This is a genomic window from Xanthomonas chitinilytica, assembly GCF_026107455.2.
In the GTDB taxonomy this organism is placed as follows: Bacteria; Pseudomonadota; Gammaproteobacteria; order Xanthomonadales; family Xanthomonadaceae; genus Stenotrophomonas; species Stenotrophomonas chitinilytica.
Genome location: NZ_JAPCHY010000010.1, coordinates 143,482 through 161,362 on the forward strand (window position 1 = coordinate 143,482; position 17,881 = coordinate 161,362).

Genomic DNA, 17,881 nt, shown 5'->3' on the forward strand with positions numbered 1-17,881 from the left:
ATAAGGCCTGCGGCCGCGTGGCCGGCAGCGACAGCGGGCCCGGTTCCGCACCAGCCACTACAATGTGCGATTCCCGCGATGCCAGCCCCTGCGATGCAACTGATCGATATCGGCGCCAACCTCACCCACGACTCCTTCGATCGCGACCGCGACGCCGTGCTGCAGCGCGCGCGCGCTGCCGGGGTGGTGCAGATGGTGGTGACCGGCGCCAGCCGCGAGCATTCGCCGCTGGCACTGGAGCTGGCGCAGCGGCATCCGGGCTTCCTGTTCGCCACCGCCGGCGTGCATCCGCACCACGCGGTCGACTACACCGACGAATGCGATGCCGAGATGCGCGCGCTGCACGCCCACGCCGAGGTGGTGGCGGTGGGCGAGTGCGGGCTGGACTACTTCCGCGACTTCTCGCCGCGCCCGGCGCAGCGCCGGGCGTTCGAGCGGCAGCTGCAGCTGGGCAGCGAGAACCGCAAGCCGCTGTTCCTGCACCAGCGCGACGCGCATGCCGACTTCATGGCGATGATGCGCAACTTCGACGGCCGGCTCGGCCCGGCGGTGGTGCATTGCTTCACCGGCGAGCGCGACGAGCTGTTCGACTACCTGGACCGCGACTGGTACATCGGCATCACCGGTTGGCTGTGCGACGAGCGCCGCGGCGCGCACCTGCGCGAGCTGGTGAAGCACATCCCGGCCGAGCGGCTGATGATCGAGACCGACGCGCCGTACCTGCTGCCGCGCACGCTCAAGCCGATGCCCAAGGACCGCCGCAACGAACCGGCCTACCTCGCCCACATCGTCGAGGAGCTGGCGCGCGACCGCGGCGAGACCGCCGCCGCCGTCGCGGCGCAGACCACCGCCGCCGCCCGCGGCTTCTTCCGGCTGCCCGCGGCAACGCACTGATCCCCCCGCGCGACGCGCGACGGTTCCTGACAGAATGGCGTCCGCGCCGCTTCCGGCGCGGCTCTTCCGGAACCCCCGCATGCCCGTCCGTTCACTGCGGTTCGCCGCATCCGCCTGCCTGCTCCTTGCCGTCGCCGCCTGCGGCACGTCCGACGATGCCGCCGAACAGGCCGGTGCCTCCACCCTGGCGGTAACCCTGGTGCCGGCGCAGGCCAGGTCGTTGCAGCGCAGCGTGCTGGTCTCCGGCCCGGTCTCGGCCTACGAGGAAATGCAGCTGGGGGTGGAAATCAGCGGCGCGCGGGTGACCGCGCTGAACGTCGATGTCGGCCAGCAGGTGCGCAAGGGGCAGGTGCTGCTGACGCTGGACCACCGCACCCTGGACAGCGAACTGGCGCAGGCGCAGGCGGCCACGCGCGAGGCCGAGGCATCGCTGGCGCTGGCGACGGTCAACCATGACCGTGCGGCCACGCTGGCGCGCGAGCAGCTGGTCAGCGCCGCGCAGGTGGACGAGCTGCGCGCCGCGCGCACCCAGGCCGAGGCGCGCCTGAGCACCGCCCGCGCACAGCGCGATGCGGCACAGCTGCGGCGCGATTTCGCCGAGCTGCGGGCACCGGCCGATGGCGTCATTTCCAAACGGCTGGTACAGCCGGGGCAGGTGGTGGCCGCCGGCAGCGAACTGCTGCGGCTGATCCGCGACGGCCGCCTGGAGTGGCGCGCCGAGCTGCCCGAGGCCGAGCTGGCGCAGGTGGCGGAAGGCGCGGTGGTGCAGCTGCCCGTCGCCGGGGGCACGGTCGAAGGCCGCATCCGCGCGGTCAGCCCGGGCGTGGACAGCCAGACCCGCACCGGCACGATCTACGCCGACCTGCCGCAGCCCGGTCCGCTCAAGCCGGGCACCTACCTCGAAGGCCGCATCCTCGCCGACCAGGCGCAAGCGCTGATGGTGCCGGCGGCCTCGGTGGTGCAGCGCGACGGCCATCCCTACGTGTTCACCGTCGACGACAAGCAGGTGGCGCACCGCCAGCGGGTAGCGACCGGGGCGCAGGCGGACGGCATGGTCGAGATCCGCGAGGGACTGGCCGCCGGCGACCAGGTGGTCGAGCGCGGCGCGGGCTTCCTCGGCGACGGCGACAGCGTGCGCGTGGTCGCCGCCGACGCGGCCCAGGACGGCGCCCGATGAACTTCTCCGCCTGGGCGATCCGCCGGCCGCTGCCGGCGCTGATGGTGTTCTTCGTGCTGTGCGTGGCCGGGCTGTGGGCGTTCCACAAGCTGCCGGTGGCGCGCTTCCCGGACATCGCCTTCCCGATGACCACGGTCACCATCACCCAGCCCGGCGCGTCGCCGAGCCAGCTGGAGGCCGAGGTCACGCGCCGGGTCGAGGACTCGGTGGCCACCATTCCCGGCATCAAGCGGGTGATGTCCTCGGTGACCGAAGGCGTGAGCACCACCAGCATCGAGTTCCTGCTGGAAACCGACCTGGCCACCGCGCTGGACGACACCCGCGACGCGGTCACCCGCATCCGCACCGACCTGCCGCAGGACATCCAGGAGCCGGTGGTGTCGAAGGTGGACATCGGCGGTTCGCTGATGACCTACGCGGTGGTGGCGCCGAAGATGCGGCCGGACGAACTGAGCTGGTTCGTCGACCGCGAGGTGGCGCGGGCGATGTACGGCGTGCCCGGGGTGGCGGTGGTCACCCGCGTCGGCGGCATCGAGCGGCAGATCCGCGTCGACCTGGACCCCAATGCGCTGCAGGCCTACGGCGTCACCGCCGGCGACGTCTCGCAGCAGCTGGCGCGCATCCAGGTCGAGCGCGCCGGCGGCAAGGCCGAGCTGGACGGCAGCCAGCAGGTGATCCGCACGGTCGGCACCATCGCCGACGCGCAGGCCCTGCGCGACTACTCGATCAGCCTGCCGGACGGTCGCGCGGTGCGGCTGTCGGCGGTGGCCAGGATCAGCGACGGCGCTGCCGACCCGACCGAGGTGGCGCTGCTCGACGGCGAGCCGGTGGTGGCGTTCTCGATGTCGCGCACCCGCGGCTCCAGCGAACTGGAAGTGGCCGAAGGCGTGGAGAAGGCGCTGGCGACGCTGGCCGCGGCCCATCCCGGGGTGCGCTTCCAGCTGGTCACCACGGTGATCGACGAGACCGAACGCTCCTACGGCTCGTCGATGACCATGCTGTGGGAAGGCGCGCTGCTGGCACTGGTGGTGGTGTGGCTGTTCCTGCGCGACTGGCGCGCGACCTGGGTGTCGGCGGTGGCGCTGCCGCTGTCGATCATCCCCACCTTCGCGGTGATGTACTGGTTCGGCTTCACCCTCAACCTGATCACGCTGCTGGCGCTGTCGGTGGTGGTCGGCATCCTGGTCGACGACGCCATCGTCGAGATCGAGAACATCGTGCGCCACCTGCGCATGGGCAAGACCCCGATCGACGCCGCGCGCGAGGCCGCCGCCGAGATCGGCACCGCGGTGATCGCCACCTCGATGACGCTGGCCGCGGTGTTCGTGCCGGTGGCGTTCATGCCCGGCATCGCCGGCAAGTTCTTCCGCGAGTTCGGCTGGACCGCCGCCACCGCGGTGCTGTTCTCGCTGCTGGTGGCGCGGCTGCTGACGCCGATGATGGCCGCCTACCTGCTCAAGCCGGATCCGGAGGAACACCGCGAGAGCCGGCTGATGACCTGGTACCTGGGCTGGGTGGACGCGGCGCTGCGGCATCGCGCGCGCACGCTGTGGATCGCCACCGGCCTGTTCGTCGCCTCGCTGGCGCTGGTGCTGCTGATCCCGACCACCTTCATCCCGTTCTCCGACCTGGGCCGCAGCAACCTGAGCCTGGAACTGGCGCCGGGCACGCGGTTGCAGGAGACCACCGCGGTGGCCGAGCGCGCCCGCGCACTGCTCGCGGACATCCCCGAGCTGAAGCAGGTCTACACCACCGTCGGCAGCGTGCTCGACCTGGGCGATCCCTCCAAGTCCGGCGTTGGCGAACCGCGCAAGGCCACCCTGGTGCTGGACTGGGGCAAGCCGGAGGATCGCGACCGCGACCAGAAGGCGCTGGAGCGCGAAGCGCGGGCGCGGCTGGCCGACCTGCCCGGCGTGCGCGTGAGCTACATCAGCTCCGAGCCGGGCGAACTGATGCAACTGGTGCTGGCCGGCGACGACGCGCAGCGCCTGCAGGACGCGGCGACCCGGCTGGAGCGCGACCTGCGCACCGTGCAGGGACTGGGCAGCGTCACCTCCTCGGCCTCGCTGCTGCGCCCGGAGATCGTCATCACCCCGGACCCGGCGCGCGCCGCCGACCTGGGCGTGGCCACCGCCGACATCGCCGAGGCCGCGCGCATCGCCACTGCCGGCGACTACACCCAGCGCCTGGCCAAGCTCAACCTGCCCGAGCGGCAGCTGCCGATCCGCGTCGGCTTCGCCGAGAGCGCGCTGGCCAACCCGGCGCTGATCGGCCAACTGCGCGTGCCCGGCAAGAACGGGCCGGTGCCGCTGGCGGCGGTGGCCGAAATCGCCGAGGGCAGCGGCCCCTCGCAGATCTCGCGCTACCAGCGCCAGCGCAACATCACCTTCACCGCCGAGCTCAACGGCCGCCCGCTGGGCGAGGTGATGCAGGAGGTACAGGCGTTGCCCGGCGTGCAGCAGCTGCCCGACGGCGTCAGCTTCCTCAACGCCGGCGACGCCGAGGTGTTCGTCGAACTGTTCGTCGGCTTCCTGCTGGCGATGGCCGCCGGCCTGATCTGCATCTACATGGTGCTGTTGCTGCTGTTCAACCACCCGCTGATGCCGCTGACCATCCTCACCGCGGTGCCGTTGTGCGCCGGCGGCGCGTTCGGCGCGCTGCTGTTGACCCAGAACCTGTTGTCGTTGCCGGCGCTGATCGGCCTGCTGATGCTGATCGGCATCGCCAGCAAGAACTCGATCCTGCTGGTGGACTACGCGGTGATGGCCGAGGACGAGCACGGGCTGAGCCAGCACGACGCGCTGGTCGATGCCTGCCGCAAGCGCGCGCAGCCGGTGATCATGACCACCCTGGCGATGGGCGCGGGCATGATGCCCATCGCCCTGGGCTGGTCGGGCGACTCCAGCTTCCGCGCGCCGATGGCCATCGCCGTGATCGGCGGCCTGATCACCTCCACGCTGCTGAGCCTGATCGTGATCCCGGCCGCGTTCACCGTGCTCGACGACCTCGGCAACTGGGTGGCGCGCCGCTTCCACCGCAAGCCGGCGACGGCCTGAGCCCCCGCGCCGCTTGGCGCAGGGCCGGCCTATGAACAAACCTGCTCTTGTAGGAGCGACGCAAGTCGCGAAACCCGGGCTACAGCTGGTCGAGGCGATGCCGACTCCCGGACAACGTACGGCCGCTGTCCGGCGTCGCCTCGAATCGACGCGACCGCGACGCCGCGCACTGTCGGCTTCGCGACTTGCGTCGCTCCTACGACGGCGGTGGGGCCTGGACGACACGGCGCCGCATTGGAGCCTTGGAAAGGAGGGGCCGAAGCCCGTCTTCTCCGTTTCCGGGAAGACCCACGCCGCATGGCACGCGCCACCCATGAACGGACCTGCTCCTGTAGGAGCGACGTAAGTCGCGAGACCCGGGCTGCAACCGGCCGCGGCGGTATCGACGCCCGGCCAATGCGTGGCCGCAGTTCGGCATCGCCTCGAATCGACGCGACCGCGACGCCGCGCACTGTCGGCTTCGCGACTTGCGTCGCTCCTACAACGGCGGTGGGGCTTGGACGACACGGCGCCGCATTGGAAAGGAGGGGCCGAAGCCCGTCTTCTCCGTTTCCGGGAAGACCCACGCCGCATGGCACGCGCCACCCCATGAACGGACCTGCTCCTGTAGGAGCGACGTAAGTCGCGAGACCCGGGCTGCAACCGGCCGCGGCGGTATCGACGCCCGGCCAATGCATGGCCGCAGTTCGGCATCGTCTCGAATCGACGTGACCGTGACGCCGCGCACCGTCGGTTTCGCGACTTGCGTCGCTCCTACAGCGGCGGCGGGGTCTGGGCGGCACGGCGCACAATGGAAAGGCGGGTCTCGGCCCGCCTTTCCGGATTCCGCTGGTGGTGGCTCAGTACTTCCATTCGAACGCGAGGTTGTAGCGCCGGCCGAGGATGTCGTAGTTGCCGATGCCGGCGCCGAATCCCGGGAACGGCGGGTCCTTGTCCAGCAGGTTGGTCACCGCCAGGCGGATGACCGCGCTGCTGTCGAAGGTGTAGCTCAGGCCGCCGTTGAGCAGCCAGTAGCTGCCCACGCGCAGGATGTCGCGGGTCTCGGCCGTATCCAGCACATTGAAGGCCGCGCCGTCGGCCGTTGCGCGGGGCGGGCCGCTGCCGGGTGTGGAAATGAATGGCGCCCGCGCTTGCTGCGGTGCGGCGTGGCCGCTGCGCAGGTCGCCGGTCAGCGCTGGCGTGCGCGCCCGGCTTCGTAGGCCTGCAGGTGGCAGTACGCCGCCTGCAGCAGCGGCGCCGGCTGGCCGGCGGCCTTCGCCCGCGCCAGCATGTCGCCGACGATGTGCGCGGCTTCCACCGGTTGCCCGGCTTCCAGGTCGCGCAGCATCGATGCCTTCAGTGCCGAACCGGGTTGGGTCAGGGCCTTGAGCGCGGTCTGTCGCGCCGGCTCCGGGATCGCTTCGCCGGCCACCGCAGCCACCGCCAGGCACTCGTCGTGGAGCGCGCGGATCAGCGCCTCGCCGTCGTCGCTGGCGACGATGGTGCCCACGTCGGCGCGCATCAGGCAGGTGATGGCGGCCAGCGCGGCCAGGAAGGTGTATTTGATCCACTGCTCCTGGGCGATCTGCGGCGACGCCACGTGGTCGATGCCGGCCTGCGCGCAGGCCGCGGCCAGCGCCCGCACGCGCGCGCTGGAGGGATCGCCGTCGCGCTCGCCGAAGGTCAGCCGCGCCGGGCGGTCCAGGTGCAGGATCGCGCCGTCGTCGGCCTTGGTGGCGCTGATGAAGCACAGCCCGCCCAGTACCTTCCCGCGTCCGAAACGCGCATCCAGCGCTGGGTAGTGGCGCAGGCCGTTGAGGATCGGCAGCACACTGGTCGAGTCGCCCACTGCCGGTGCGATCGCCTCGATCGAACTCTCCAGGTCGTAGGCCTTGCAGCTGAGGATCACCAGGTCGAACGGTTGCGCTGCCGCCAGCGCGGGCAGTGCCGCCGCGGTGACGTGCGCCACCGGCAGCGTGGCATCGCCCAGCGGACTGCGGATGACCAGCCCGTCGCGCTGCAGCTGCGCGGCGCGGCCCTCGCGGACCAGGAAGGTGACATCGACGCCGGCCTGGGCCAGGCGTCCACCGAAATAACCGCCGGTACCGCCGGCGCCGAGGACGAGAATGCGCATGGAATTGCCGATCGTGCTGGAAACCCGCACAAGCATAGCGCGCCGCAACGTACCGGCCTTGCCATGGCATGGCCGCCGGTGCCCCCGATGGCTTGATCCGGTTGTGGCGCCAGTCACGTCAGCCGCGGCATGAGTGAGCTAGACTCGGCCGGCCTTTCAGTCAGGGACGTCAATGATGAGATTGCTTCGTTCGCTTCCGCTTGCTGCCGCACTGGTTCTGCTGGTCGCCTGCGATGCCCGATCAGGCGACCCTGATACCGTGGCCGGCGACGCGTCTGCGCCGGCGGCCCCTTCTTCAACTGCGGATACGGATGTCGTGAAAGCAAACGATTCGAACAACGACCTGAGCAAGATTCCCCCCCCGCGCCCGGACAGCGTGCTGTACCTGATCAGCGACGTGGACGGCAATGGTGCACTGTCCTACGAAACGGCCAACGGCAGCTACATCAACTACTGGTACGGCCTCCAGTACGAGTCGCTCGGCAAGCAGCACTACACCGGCTTCGCCTGGAGCACACCGGCGCGCTATGGTGCCGACGAGGAGGAAAACTATCCCGATCCGGGAACCAAGGTGGTGCTGTCGCACGCGAGCTTCGTGGCGACCGGCGACCCGGAGAAGCCCTGGAAATGGGAGGGCAGCGAGCCCTACATCGGCGAGTTCGGCGGCAACGAACGCGGCAACGAGGTCGACACCTCGCGTCAGCACCAGCTGTGGCGCGCGCCCGACGGCGATGCGCTGCTGGCCGTGCCGACCACCTACTTCGTGTCCGGCACGACGATGCGCACCATCGAAATACTCCACTTCCACGCCAAGCTGCCGCTGGGCATCGACGACAAGCGTTGGCGCTACCTGGGCACGCTCGAAGTCGGTAGCGAGAACGATGCCAGCTGCGGTCCGGAAGTGAATCCCCGGATCGCCTGCACCGATGTCACCGGAAAACTCGAGTTCGTCGAGCAGCCCGCCGGCGCCTTCCCTGTGCTGTCGGTTACATTTCCGGAAGGATCGGGTGAAAAATCCCAGCAATACCGGTACGATCCGCAGACCAAAACCTATCGACCAACCTGACGGTAGCGGGCCAACGGAACTGGCCTGGGTGGGTCTTCCGCGGCGGCTGTGAAGCCGCCGCCCGATCGCAATGGAGAACGCGATGGCACGTGACTACCCCAGGTCCGAGATCCTGGACATCATCGAACGCGAAGCGAACGAGCGTGGCATTCCACGCGATGACTTCCTGCGCTTCGCCTACATCGAGACCGGCGGCGGCTTCGACGAGACCGTCAACCGTGGCCCCAACGGCGCCAAGGGCCTGTTCCAGTTCGTACCCGGTACCGCCCGGGCCTACGGCATCGAAGGCCGCGAGCTGGATCCGATCGCCAACACCGATGCGGCGGCGCAGCTGTACCTGGACAACCGCCGGATCCTGATGAACCGGCAGGCCAACGATGGCGTGCCGTACCTGTCGGGCAAGGACCAGCCCGACGGCTTCGACATGTACATGGCGCACCAGCAGGGCGCGGCCGGCTATCGCTCGATCCAGACTGCGATCCAGACCGGCGAGTTCGCCCGCAGCGACACCCGCTCCAACATCCTCAACAACGTCAGCAGCCGCGACCTGGAAGCGGTCACCGGCGTGGAATACGCCACGTTCCGCAACATGTCCGACCGCGACCTGGCGCAGACCTTCACCCGGTACTGGGACACCAAGTTCGACCGCATCAGCATCCCGGAGAAGGGGATCGAGCCGCTGACCGCCGAAACCGGTGCACGCACGCAGCAGCCGACCGCCCAGCAGCCGTCCGCGCAGCAACCGGCGGAGCAGGCCGCCGCCGGCATCGCGCTGGAGAAGGCCCATGCGCTGACGCTGCAGTACGACCACGTCAAGTACGGGCTGGGCGCCAAGAACCCGGACAGCGGCAAGGTCGACTGCTCCGGCTGGGTGGTGGCGCTGCAGAACGCGACCATGGAGGAGATCAACACCAAGGCCGGTCGCGATGTCTTCTCGAAGTCGGAGCGGTTCAGCCCGGGCTACGACGGCGCGGCGATGATCGTCGACAAGGCCCAGCAGCGTTCCGGAGTGCTGCTGGAAGGCAAGGCGGTGACTGCCGATGCGCTCAGGGAAGGCATGATCATCGGCGAGGACAACGGCCCCAAGAGCTGGGACGCCGGCCGCTACAAGGGTATCGACCACATCGTGATGGTGGTGCGCGACCCCACCGACGGGCAGCTGAAGGTCAGCCAGTCGCGCGGCGGCGAGGGCGTGGAACTGAGCTCGCTGGACACCTACCTGAGCAACAAGCAGTCGCGCGGGGTCAAGCTGTTCGCCACCGACCCGCTGCACAACGCGCGCGAGCTGCTGCAGGACAAGGCGGTCGTGCGCGGCAACGATGCTCCGGTCCAGTCCGGCGCGCAGGAAGCGCGTGCGACGAATACCGTGCTGCGCGAGAACATGCGCGGCGAAGAGGTGAAGCAGCTGCAGGCGTCGCTGGCGCGCATGGGCTATGGCGATGCCGAGGGCCGGCCGCTGGTGGCCGACGGCGCGTTCGGCGCGCGCACCGCCGCCGCGCTGAAGGAGTTCCAGCGCGACCACGGCCTCCAGGTCGACGGCGTCGCCGGGCCGAAGACGTTCGAAGCGCTGCGCGCGGCGGAAAAGGTGCCGCTGATCTCCGATCCGACGCACCCGCAGCATCCGCTGTTCCAGCAGTCGCGCGAGCGCCTGCAGCAGCTGTCGCCGGCGCCGTACGGCAATGCCCGCGAACTGGACAACGCCGCCGGCGCGCTCGCGTTCCAGGCCCGTGCCAACGGCCTGGAGCGGATCGACCACATCGTTCCCAGCCGCGACGGCAACAGCCTGTTCGCGGTGCAGGGAGCGCTGGACGACCCGGCGCACCGGCGCGTCCACGCCGACAACGAGCGGCTGGCCGAGCAGACGCTGGTGCAGAGCAGCAGCCGGATGCAGCAGATGGACAACGAGACGATCCAGACCCAGCAGCAGGACCAGCAGCGTCGCAGCATGCAGATGGCCTGAACGGCCACCGGGTCAATGGTCGGCGGGTGATCGGAGTTCCCCGGGCAGCTCGAACAGCTCCCGGGGTTGCGGCTCGAAACCGACGGCCGTCACCCGCAACGTACGCTCGCGGCCGCCGTTGCCGGCGCTGCCGCGGTAGCCCAGCAGCAGACCGGTCTGCGTATCCACCCACAGCGTGCCGCGGGTGGTGCCGTCGGGGCCGCGGTCGGCGCGCTCGTAGCGCCAGCCGCGCGCCAGCCGGCCGGCGATGAATTCGCCGTGGGCCGGCGAGCAGCGGCCACCGATATGCGCGCACGGCTGCTGCGGATCCAGCCAGTAGGGACCGCTGGCATCGGCGATCGGCAGCCGGTAGTTGCCGGCCGGGTTGACGATCCAGCCGCGACCGAAGGTGCCGGTATTGAGCAGGTAGCTGCCGGCGTCGGGGCCGTCGTCGAACTCGATGCGGATCGCGTCGCCGTGCAGCCGCACGGTGGCCTGCAGGGTCTCGGCGGTGTTGCCGCGCGCCCACGCCAGCGCGCCCCCGACCCGCACCTGCAGGCGTGCCTGTGGCGGCGCTGGATCCTCCGGTGCCGGGCCGGGCGCCGCCGTCGCACTCGCGCCGCACAGCAGTACGACGAGCAGTGCATGCCGCCAAGGGACGGGATCAGCGCAGGTTGGCCTGGTCATGGATCGGCGACTGCATGCGGACCACCGCATAGGATTCGATGGGCAGGCGGCGATGGCCGCTGACCGGTTCCTCGACCAGCATCGACGGTGGCGCGTAGCTCTCGCCGCCGGTGACGAGCTTGGACAGCCCCACGATCACGCGGTCGGCGAAGGGCACGATCAGCGGGTAGTGGTAGGTCACCTTGATCTTGAGGATGTTGGCGTCCTGCACGCTGAGGTTGCTGCTGCCCACGGTGTTGCGGCGGAAGGCCAGGCTGTCGTTGGGCAGGGCGTAGCGACCGTCGTGCTGGCGTTCGCGATGTTCGGTCCAGGCCTGCGGCGTGGGGCTGATCACGTCCAGGTTGGCGAACAGGCGCACGTCGGCCTGCGCCTTGACCAGGGCGGTGGCCACGCCGCCGGCGTCGGGCGAGGTGGCGAACAGCGGGACCATGCCGTTGGCCAGCGCGGTCTTCATCTTGCCCTTGTCGGCGCCGGCAAGGGCGCCCTTGCGCGCGGCCTGGAAGGTGGCGTAGTCCAGCGTGCTCTTGGCGCGGTAGATCAGGATGAACTGCAGGGTGACCAGGATCAGGAACAGGAACGCCGGCACCACGATGCAGAATTCCACCAGCGATTGTCCGCGTTGATACCGGCGCGGCAGGAAAGAACGCTTCATCCGGCACCTCCATTCGGTGGCATGGCGGGAACGTCGCCGGCGGCGCGCCAGCCCAGGGTTTCGCCGGCGGACGGGGCGATGCGCGCGAGCGAACCGGCCGGCAGTTCCAGGGTGGAACGCGCGCCGCGCTGGGCGGCGGCACGCCATGGCGGCAGCGCCTCGCGCCAGCCCAGCACCTGGCCGCCGCGCGACAGGAACAGCAGGTCCAGCGGATAGCCCATCGCAAAGGTGTGCACGCTGGCGCAGGGCTCGATCAGCAATCCCTGCCCCGGCCGCAGCGGCGCCCGGCCGAGCAGGCCGCGCAGCCGTTGCGGCCAGCGGCGCGCATGCCAGACCTGCGGCACCAGGCACTGCTCGCCGCGGTGGAGGGCCAGCAGCTTCACAGGATCCCCTGCTGCTTCATCTGCAGGTAGATGAAATAGGCCAGCACCACGAAGATCAGCGGGAAGAAGAACATCACCAGCGGCAGCATCATCTTCACCGGCGCCTCCAGCGCCAGCTTCTCGGCGCGCAGGAAGCGTTCCTCGCGGCGCTGGCTGGCCTGGGCGCGCAGGGTGTCGCTGAGGCTGGCGCCGACCTTGTCGGCCTGGATCAGCGCGCTGGTGAAGCTGGTGATCTGGGAGATGTCCATGCGGTCGGCCATGCGCCGCAGCGATTCGCTGCGCGGCAGGCCGGCGCGCAGGTCGCGCAGCATGCGCGAGAACTCCTGCGAAAGCGGGCCGGCCGGGCCGCGCTGGACCGACTGCTCGATCGCGCCGGTGATGTTCAGGCCGGCCTCCACGCCCATGGTGATGAAGTCCAGGAACACCGGCAGGTCGCGCACCACGTACTTGGTGCGCACCTTGCGGCGCTCGCCCAGCCACAGCGACGGATACATCCAGCCGATCGGCAGGCCGAAGGCCAGGCAGAACAGCAGCGCGCTGAAGCTGCCCTTGCCCAGCATCACCACGAGCAGCAGCAGTACCACCGCCACCGCGCCGGCGGAGACGATCCGCGTGCCGTAGAGCTCCTCGGGGGTGAGCACGAAATCCTGCCCGGCCGACTGCAGGCTGCGGTGCGCGCGCTCCAGCTGCGAGGACTTCAGCCGCGGCCCCGCCAGGTGCGTGGCGGCCACCACCAGCGGCCACAGCAGGCGCAGCGCCAGCGGCAACGGGTCCTGATAGTCGCGGTCGCTTTGCGGCACCGCCTGCAGCAGGCCGCGCAGGCCCAGCATCACCAGCAGCACCGCGGCCATGGCCATCAACGCGACGAGGGCGATCATCCAGCTCATATGTCGATCGTCATGATCTTGCGGCACATGCGGTAGCCCAGGTATTCGAGCACGAACACCAGGGCGATCACGCACCACCCCTGCCAGGTATGGAACATCGGCTGCATCGTCTCCGGGTAGAACAGCACCAGGAAGCCCACCAGCCCGGCCGGCAGCATCGCCATCACGATGCCCTGCAGCCGTCCCTGCGCGGTCAGCGCCTTGACCTTGCCCTCCATCATCAGCTTGCGGCGCAGGGTCTCGGCCAGCGTGGCCAGGGTCTCGGCGAGGTTGCCGCCGATCTCGCGCGAGATGGTGACCGCGGCGACGAACAGCCGCGCGTCGTCGATCGGCACGCGCTGGGCGAAATGCTCCAGCGCCTCCTCGGTGCGGATGCCCATGTGCTGCTCGCGCAGCACCAGCGACAGTTCCTGGGCCAGCGGCGGTTGCCCGTCCTGGGCCAGGGTTTCCAGCGCGGGGTTGAAGCCGACGCCGGCGCGCAGGCTGCTGGCCAGCATCAACAGGCCGTCCGGGAGCTGCTGCTGGATGCGGTCGAGCCGGCGCTGCTTCAGCCACAGGTAGATCTTGCGCGGCAGCACCGCCAGCAGCACCAACGCCACCACCGGCAGGAACAGGTTGCCGGTGACGATCCACAGCAGCGCCGGCACCAGCACCAGCAGCAGCGCGTTGCCCATGAACAGCGCCTGCGGGTCCACGAACAGGAACATGTCGGCCAGGTTCAAGCGCGCCTGGCTGAGGAAGTTCTCGCGATAGCGCTCCATGAAGCCGGCGCTGCTGCGTGCGACCAGCACGCCGGCGGTGGCGAAGCTGGCGAAGGCGAGGACGGCCACCAGCCACAGTTCGCTCATTGCCCCGCTCCGTTGCGGAAGATGCCCAGATCCACCGGCACGCCGCGTTCGGCCAGGTCCTCGTAGAACTCCGGCACCGCGCCGGTGGCACGGAACTCGCCCACCACCTTGCCGTCGCGGCCGCTGTGCGAGCGCGCCTGGAACAGGAAGATGTCCTGCAGCTGGATGGTGCCGCTCTCGATGCCGGTGATCTCGGAGATGTGGCTGACCTTGCGCGAGCCGCAGGGAAAACGCTTCTGGTGGACGATCAGGTCCACCGCCGAGGCGATCTGTTCGCGCACGACGGTCATCGGCAGCTCCATGCCGGACATCATCACCATCACTTCCAGTCGCGACAGCGCCTCGCGCGGGTTGTTGGCGTGGGCGGTGGTCAGCGATCCCTCGTGGCCGGTGTTCATCGCCTGCAGCATGTCCAGCGCCTCGCCGCCGCGGCACTCGCCGACCACGATCCGGTCCGGGCGCATGCGCAGCGCGTTCTTGACCAGGTCGCGGATGCTGATATGGCCCTTGCCCTCCATGTTCGGCGGCCGCGCTTCCAGCGCCACCAGGTTCGGCTGCACCAGCTTCAGTTCGGCCGCGTCCTCGATGGTGACCACGCGGTCGCCGTCGGGAATGAAGTTGGAGAGGATGTTGAGCAGGGTGGTCTTGCCCGAGCCGGTGCCGCCGGTGACGACGATGTTGCGCCGTTCCTTCACCGCCATGATCAGGAACTCGAGCATGGCCTGGTTGATCGAGCCGAAGGTGATCAGGTCCTCGCCCTGCAGCTTGCGCTTGGCGAACTTGCGGATGCTGATGCTGGGCCCTCGCAGCGCCACCGGCGGGATCACCGCGTTGACGCGCGAGCCGTCCTTCAGGCGCGCGTCGACCATCGGCGAGCTTTCGTCGATGCGCCGTCCCAGCGGGGTGACGATGCGCTCGATCGCCGAGAGCACGGCGCGGTCGCTGGTGAAGTTGACGCTGGACTTCTCGATCTGGCCGCCGCGCTCGATGAAGATCTGGTCGTAGCTGTTGACCATGATCTCGGTGACGCTGTTGTCGTCGAGCAGGTCCTCCAGCGGTCCCAGCCCGATCGCCTCGTCCAGCACCTCCTTGGCCAGCCGGCGGCGACTGATGGCCTTGGGCAGGTCGGCGAACTCGCGCTCGAGTACCTCGTCGATCAGCTTGATGGTGGTGGTGCGCAGCACATCGTCGGCCATGCCGCGCACATCCACGCGGCGCAGGTCCATCTGCTTGACCAGCGCGGCATGCACGCGCGCGCGCCACACCGTGGAGTCCGGCGGCAGCTCCTGCGGCCGTGCCAGCGCACGCGACTCCTCTTCCTCCTCCGCGACCGCACGCGGCCGCGCCGGGGCGGCGGCCACCGTCTCGGCGACCGGCGGCAGTTCGCTGTTGGCGGCTGGCGGCGGGTCGTCGTCGATGACCTGCAGCCGGTAGTCGCCGATCTCCACCCGGTCCTGGCTGCGCAGCGGCCCGTGGCTGCCGGCCACCGGCTGGCCGTTGACCAGCACCGCCGCCCGCCCGCCGTAGGTCTCGATGAAGATGCCGGCGGACTCGCGCTTGAACGCGGCGTGGCGCTGGGCGATGGTCCAGCCCTGCAGCACGATCAGGTTGCCGTCGCCGCGGCCGATGCCGCACTCGCGATGCAGGCAGCGCACCTGGCGCTGGTCGCGGTTCGGAGTGTCGATGAGGATGTTGAACATGGGCGGCCCTACTGCACGTACTCTTTGTTGCGGCGGGGCATGGCTTCCTGGCCGCGCTCCTGGATCTGGCGCCCGCGTTCCAGCCCGTCCAGGTTCTCCTGCGAATCCGGGGTCAGGATGCGCGGGGTGACGAACATCACCAGCTCGGTGCGGTTGCCGCGGAAGCCGTCGGAGCGGAACAGCTTGCCGAGGATCGGGATGTCGCCCAGGATCGGGAACTTCTCCGCGTCCTTGGCCGCGCTGGTATCGACCAGCCCGGACACCACCAGCGTCTCGCCGGCGCGGACGTTGATCTCCGATTCGGTGCGGCGGGTCAGGAAGCCGGGCACGCCCAGCACCGAGACCGAGGGATCGACCCGGCTGACCTCGGCCAGGAAGCGGGTGGAGATCTCGTCGTTGGCATTGACCAGCGGCTCGATGTCCAGCTTGATGCCGTACTCCTTGTAGTCGATGGTGACCTGGCCGAAGCCCTGCGGAATCGGGATCGGCACCTCGCCGCCGACCAGGAACTTGGCCGAGCCGCCGCTGCGCGCGCTGAGCTGCGGCGAGGCCAGCAGGAACGCCTTGCCCTTGTTCATCAGCAGGTTGATGCTCGAGCCGATGGTGGTGGCGATGCCGAAGTAGGCCTGGGTACCGCGCACGGACGGCGGCAGCGGCGGTTGCAGGTTCCCGAACGGACTGTCCTCGGGCAGCACGCGGTAGTAGTCGTTGGTGGTGAAGTCCTTCAGCAGCCCGCCCACCGGGCCGCGGATCACGTTGTCCCACTGGATGCCGAGTTCCTCCAGCGCGTTGGAATCGAACTCCATGATCTTCACGTCCATCAGCACCATCGGCCGCATGCCGACCGGGTCGGCGCTGGTGAAGTCCAGCAGCTGCGGATAGATCGCCTTCAGTTCCTGCAGGCGCGCGGCGATGCCCGGATGCACGTCCTGGCCGGTGACCACGACCCGGTCGGACACCGTGTGTACCTGGATGTTCTGCGCGTCGGCCAGCAGCGTGCGGACGATCTCGGCGACGCTGTCGGTGTCGCCCTCGCCGATGCTGACCGGGACGCTGAGCTGGGTGCCGTCCTGCATCCACAGGTGCAGGGTGCTGTCGCCGGCCTTGTTGCCGATGACCACGATCTCGTTGCGGCCGATGTTGGTGACCTGCAGCATCTCGCCGCTGCCCACCGCCACGCGCTTGAGCGGGCGCGACAGCCGGTGCACCACCGCCTGGCCCACGTACAGGTGCAGGCGTTCGGGCAGCGGGGTCGCGGCGGTGTCGGTGGCCGGGCGCGAATAGGCCGGATTGCCGGCCGGTGCCGGGAACGGACGGGAAGGGATCGTCGCGGCGGTGCTCCCAGGCGCGGTCGCTGCGGCCGGCGCGCGCTCGGCCGGCGGGGTCGTGGCCGGCGTGCCGGCGATGATGTCGGCCTGCTGTGCGTGGACCGCGGTGGTCTGCGAGATGGCGATGAATGCGCCCAACATGGAAATTCCCAACCTGCGTGTGCGCATACGTCAGCCTTTGCCTCCGATGATGAAGTGGACGCCGCCGCTCTGGCCGCCGCCCTCGTTGCCGCCGGTACCGAGCAGCTGTTTCTGGGTCAGGCCGTTGAGGCCGAATTCGCTGCGGTCTTCGTTCTGGCGCAGGATCACCCGCAGGCTGCCGGCCTTGCCGGCGACAGTGAGGCGCTCGGCCTCGCGCGGCGACAGTTCGAGGGTGATGTTGGAGAAGCCCTGCGCATCCTCGTCGGCGGGGGTCTCGCCGACCCGGTTGCCGGTGGCCAGCACGTTGACGTTCTCCAGCAGCGGCAGCACCCGCGCGCCGCCCTGTTCCTGGTCGACGGTCAGCAGGATGTCGACATGGTCGCCCGGCGCGATCATCCCGGAGATCGAGTTGGTCTCGTCCACCGACATGGTGTAGCCGACGTTGCCGGCCTTGATCACGCTGGAAAACTGGTCGTACAGCGGCACCAGCGCCGCCCCGGGCACCGGCGCGCCCTGGCGCACCGGCGCGCGCAGGATGCGGCCCACGTAGTCGCCGTAGTTGTCGGGAGTGATGGCATCGGCCGGTACCAGGTCGACCGGCACCGGACGCGCGGCCAGGTCGTCGCTGCCCACCAGCATGCCCGCTTCCATGTCCTGCTTGGGCACCGCCACGACGATGGTCTCGCCTTCGTCCTGGGTCCGCGCGTCGACTGCCTTCTGCACGTAGTTGACCGCCACCACGGCGGCGACGACGCCCAGGGCCAGGGCGACGAGGATGAAGACGAGGTTGCGGTTGGGTCTGAACGTCACGGGTTTCATAGCCATCCCAGGGACAGTGCGTAGACGAAGCTGGAATAGGCCTTGCGCATCGCCTGGACCAGTTCGAGGATGATGTTGGGTTCGGCCACCAGCACGATGATTCCGAGCGCGGTGACGATGCTGTATTCGACCAGCGCCGAACCGCGCTGGGTGCGGGCGGTGACCGGGGGACGGAATCGCGGCAGCTTCAT

16 protein-coding genes are annotated in these 17,881 nt (G+C 69.6%); 5 read left to right on the forward strand and 11 right to left on the reverse strand.

Features of this window, described 5'->3' with window-relative positions; all coding sequences use genetic code 11:
• Nucleotides 1–93 precede the first annotated feature (93 nt).
• The 3 genes from OK345_RS12455 (at nucleotide 94) to OK345_RS12465 (ending at nucleotide 5,127) form a co-directional block, all read left to right on the forward strand.
• Nucleotides 94–894: a TatD family hydrolase gene (locus OK345_RS12455; protein WP_265128303.1), complete on the forward strand. Its 801-nt coding sequence runs from the start codon at nucleotides 94–96 to the stop codon at nucleotides 892–894.
• Nucleotides 895–973: 79 nt separating this feature from the next.
• On the forward strand, nucleotides 974–2,071 hold the full coding sequence (locus OK345_RS12460) for an efflux RND transporter periplasmic adaptor subunit (RefSeq protein ID WP_265128304.1): 1,098 nt from the start codon (nucleotides 974–976) through the stop codon (nucleotides 2,069–2,071).
• Nucleotides 2,068–5,127 carry an efflux RND transporter permease subunit gene (locus OK345_RS12465; RefSeq protein WP_265128305.1) on the forward strand — a complete coding sequence of 1,020 codons (3,060 nt, stop codon included), beginning with the start codon at nucleotides 2,068–2,070 and terminating at the stop codon, nucleotides 5,125–5,127. Before OK345_RS12460 ends, OK345_RS12465 begins: the two co-directional genes overlap by 4 nt.
• A gap of 839 nt (nucleotides 5,128–5,966) precedes the next feature.
• Here the strand turns inward: OK345_RS12465 and OK345_RS12470 are convergent.
• Entirely contained in the window at nucleotides 5,967–6,185 is a 219-nt protein-coding gene (locus OK345_RS12470) for a TonB-dependent receptor (protein WP_265128306.1), read from the reverse strand.
• Nucleotides 6,186–6,295: 110 nt separating this feature from the next.
• A complete protein-coding gene (gene panE / locus OK345_RS12475; protein WP_265128307.1) occupies nucleotides 6,296–7,240 on the reverse strand; it encodes a 2-dehydropantoate 2-reductase in 945 nt (314 codons plus the stop codon).
• A gap of 175 nt (nucleotides 7,241–7,415) precedes the next feature.
• Here panE and OK345_RS12480 point away from each other — a divergent pair, with 175 nt between their 5' ends.
• Both OK345_RS12480 and OK345_RS12485 read left to right on the forward strand, forming a co-directional pair.
• Nucleotides 7,416–8,306: a hypothetical protein gene (locus tag OK345_RS12480; protein WP_265128308.1), complete on the forward strand. Its 891-nt coding sequence runs from the start codon at nucleotides 7,416–7,418 to the stop codon at nucleotides 8,304–8,306.
• 109 nt (nucleotides 8,307–8,415) lie between these two features.
• Nucleotides 8,416–10,266 carry an XVIPCD domain-containing protein gene (locus OK345_RS12485; RefSeq protein ID WP_265128362.1) on the forward strand — a complete coding sequence of 617 codons (1,851 nt, stop codon included), beginning with the start codon at nucleotides 8,416–8,418 and terminating at the stop codon, nucleotides 10,264–10,266.
• A 12-nt stretch (nucleotides 10,267–10,278) separates the two neighbouring features.
• Here OK345_RS12485 and OK345_RS12490 read toward each other — a convergent pair whose 3' ends face one another.
• The 9 genes from OK345_RS12490 to OK345_RS12530 form a co-directional block, all read right to left on the reverse strand.
• Nucleotides 10,279–10,797, reverse strand: coding sequence for a hypothetical protein (locus tag OK345_RS12490; protein WP_265128309.1), 519 nt, complete (start codon nucleotides 10,795–10,797; stop codon nucleotides 10,279–10,281).
• Between the two features lie 112 nt (nucleotides 10,798–10,909).
• On the reverse strand, nucleotides 10,910–11,584 hold the full coding sequence (locus OK345_RS12495) for a TadE/TadG family type IV pilus assembly protein (RefSeq protein ID WP_265128310.1): 675 nt from the start codon (nucleotides 11,582–11,584) through the stop codon (nucleotides 10,910–10,912).
• Nucleotides 11,581–11,967: a DUF192 domain-containing protein gene (locus tag OK345_RS12500; RefSeq protein ID WP_265128311.1), complete on the reverse strand. Its 387-nt coding sequence runs from the start codon at nucleotides 11,965–11,967 to the stop codon at nucleotides 11,581–11,583. The genes OK345_RS12495 and OK345_RS12500 overlap by 4 nt, the downstream gene beginning before the upstream one ends.
• Nucleotides 11,964–12,854 carry a type II secretion system F family protein gene (locus OK345_RS12505; RefSeq protein ID WP_265128312.1) on the reverse strand — a complete coding sequence of 297 codons (891 nt, stop codon included), beginning with the start codon at nucleotides 12,852–12,854 and terminating at the stop codon, nucleotides 11,964–11,966. The genes OK345_RS12500 and OK345_RS12505 overlap by 4 nt, the downstream gene beginning before the upstream one ends.
• Nucleotides 12,851–13,702, reverse strand: a complete 852-nt coding sequence (locus tag OK345_RS12510) for a type II secretion system F family protein (protein WP_265128313.1) — start codon at nucleotides 13,700–13,702, stop codon at nucleotides 12,851–12,853. The genes OK345_RS12505 and OK345_RS12510 overlap by 4 nt, the downstream gene beginning before the upstream one ends.
• The gene (locus OK345_RS12515) at nucleotides 13,699–15,402 is read right to left on the reverse strand and encodes a TadA family conjugal transfer-associated ATPase (RefSeq protein WP_265128314.1); all 1,704 of its coding nucleotides are present in this window, start codon (nucleotides 15,400–15,402) and stop codon (nucleotides 13,699–13,701) included. Before OK345_RS12515 ends, OK345_RS12510 begins: the two co-directional genes overlap by 4 nt.
• Before the next feature lie 8 nt (nucleotides 15,403–15,410).
• The gene (locus OK345_RS12520; RefSeq protein WP_265128315.1) at nucleotides 15,411–16,871 is read right to left on the reverse strand and encodes a type II and III secretion system protein family protein; all 1,461 of its coding nucleotides are present in this window, start codon (nucleotides 16,869–16,871) and stop codon (nucleotides 15,411–15,413) included.
• Between the two features lie 30 nt (nucleotides 16,872–16,901).
• Nucleotides 16,902–17,681, reverse strand: a complete 780-nt coding sequence (gene cpaB, locus OK345_RS12525) for a Flp pilus assembly protein CpaB (RefSeq protein ID WP_265154896.1) — start codon at nucleotides 17,679–17,681, stop codon at nucleotides 16,902–16,904.
• A 5-nt stretch (nucleotides 17,682–17,686) separates the two neighbouring features.
• Entirely contained in the window at nucleotides 17,687–17,881 is a 195-nt protein-coding gene (locus tag OK345_RS12530; protein ID WP_265128317.1) for a hypothetical protein, read from the reverse strand.

What these genes read in the sequence shown, in the direction of transcription:
- OK345_RS12505 (WP_265128312.1), bottom strand. Translation starts at nt 12,854, where the DNA reads ATGAGCTGGATGATCGCCCTCGTCGCGTTGATGGCCATGGCCGCGGTG.
- OK345_RS12460 (WP_265128304.1), top strand. Translation starts at nt 974, where the DNA reads ATGCCCGTCCGTTCACTGCGGTTCGCCGCATCCGCCTGCCTGCTCCTT.
- OK345_RS12465 (WP_265128305.1), top strand. Translation starts at nt 2,068, where the DNA reads ATGAACTTCTCCGCCTGGGCGATCCGCCGGCCGCTGCCGGCGCTGATG.
- OK345_RS12495 (WP_265128310.1), bottom strand. Translation starts at nt 11,584, where the DNA reads ATGAAGCGTTCTTTCCTGCCGCGCCGGTATCAACGCGGACAATCGCTG.
- OK345_RS12520 (WP_265128315.1), bottom strand. Translation starts at nt 16,871, where the DNA reads ATGTTGGGCGCATTCATCGCCATCTCGCAGACCACCGCGGTCCACGCA.
- OK345_RS12455 (WP_265128303.1), top strand. Translation starts at nt 94, where the DNA reads ATGCAACTGATCGATATCGGCGCCAACCTCACCCACGACTCCTTCGAT.
- OK345_RS12510 (WP_265128313.1), bottom strand. Translation starts at nt 13,702, where the DNA reads ATGAGCGAACTGTGGCTGGTGGCCGTCCTCGCCTTCGCCAGCTTCGCC.
- OK345_RS12530 (WP_265128317.1), bottom strand. Translation starts at nt 17,881, where the DNA reads ATGAAGCTGCCGCGATTCCGTCCCCCGGTCACCGCCCGCACCCAGCGC.
- OK345_RS12480 (WP_265128308.1), top strand. Translation starts at nt 7,416, where the DNA reads ATGAGATTGCTTCGTTCGCTTCCGCTTGCTGCCGCACTGGTTCTGCTG.
- OK345_RS12515 (WP_265128314.1), bottom strand. Translation starts at nt 15,402, where the DNA reads ATGTTCAACATCCTCATCGACACTCCGAACCGCGACCAGCGCCAGGTG.
- panE (WP_265128307.1), bottom strand. Translation starts at nt 7,240, where the DNA reads ATGCGCATTCTCGTCCTCGGCGCCGGCGGTACCGGCGGTTATTTCGGT.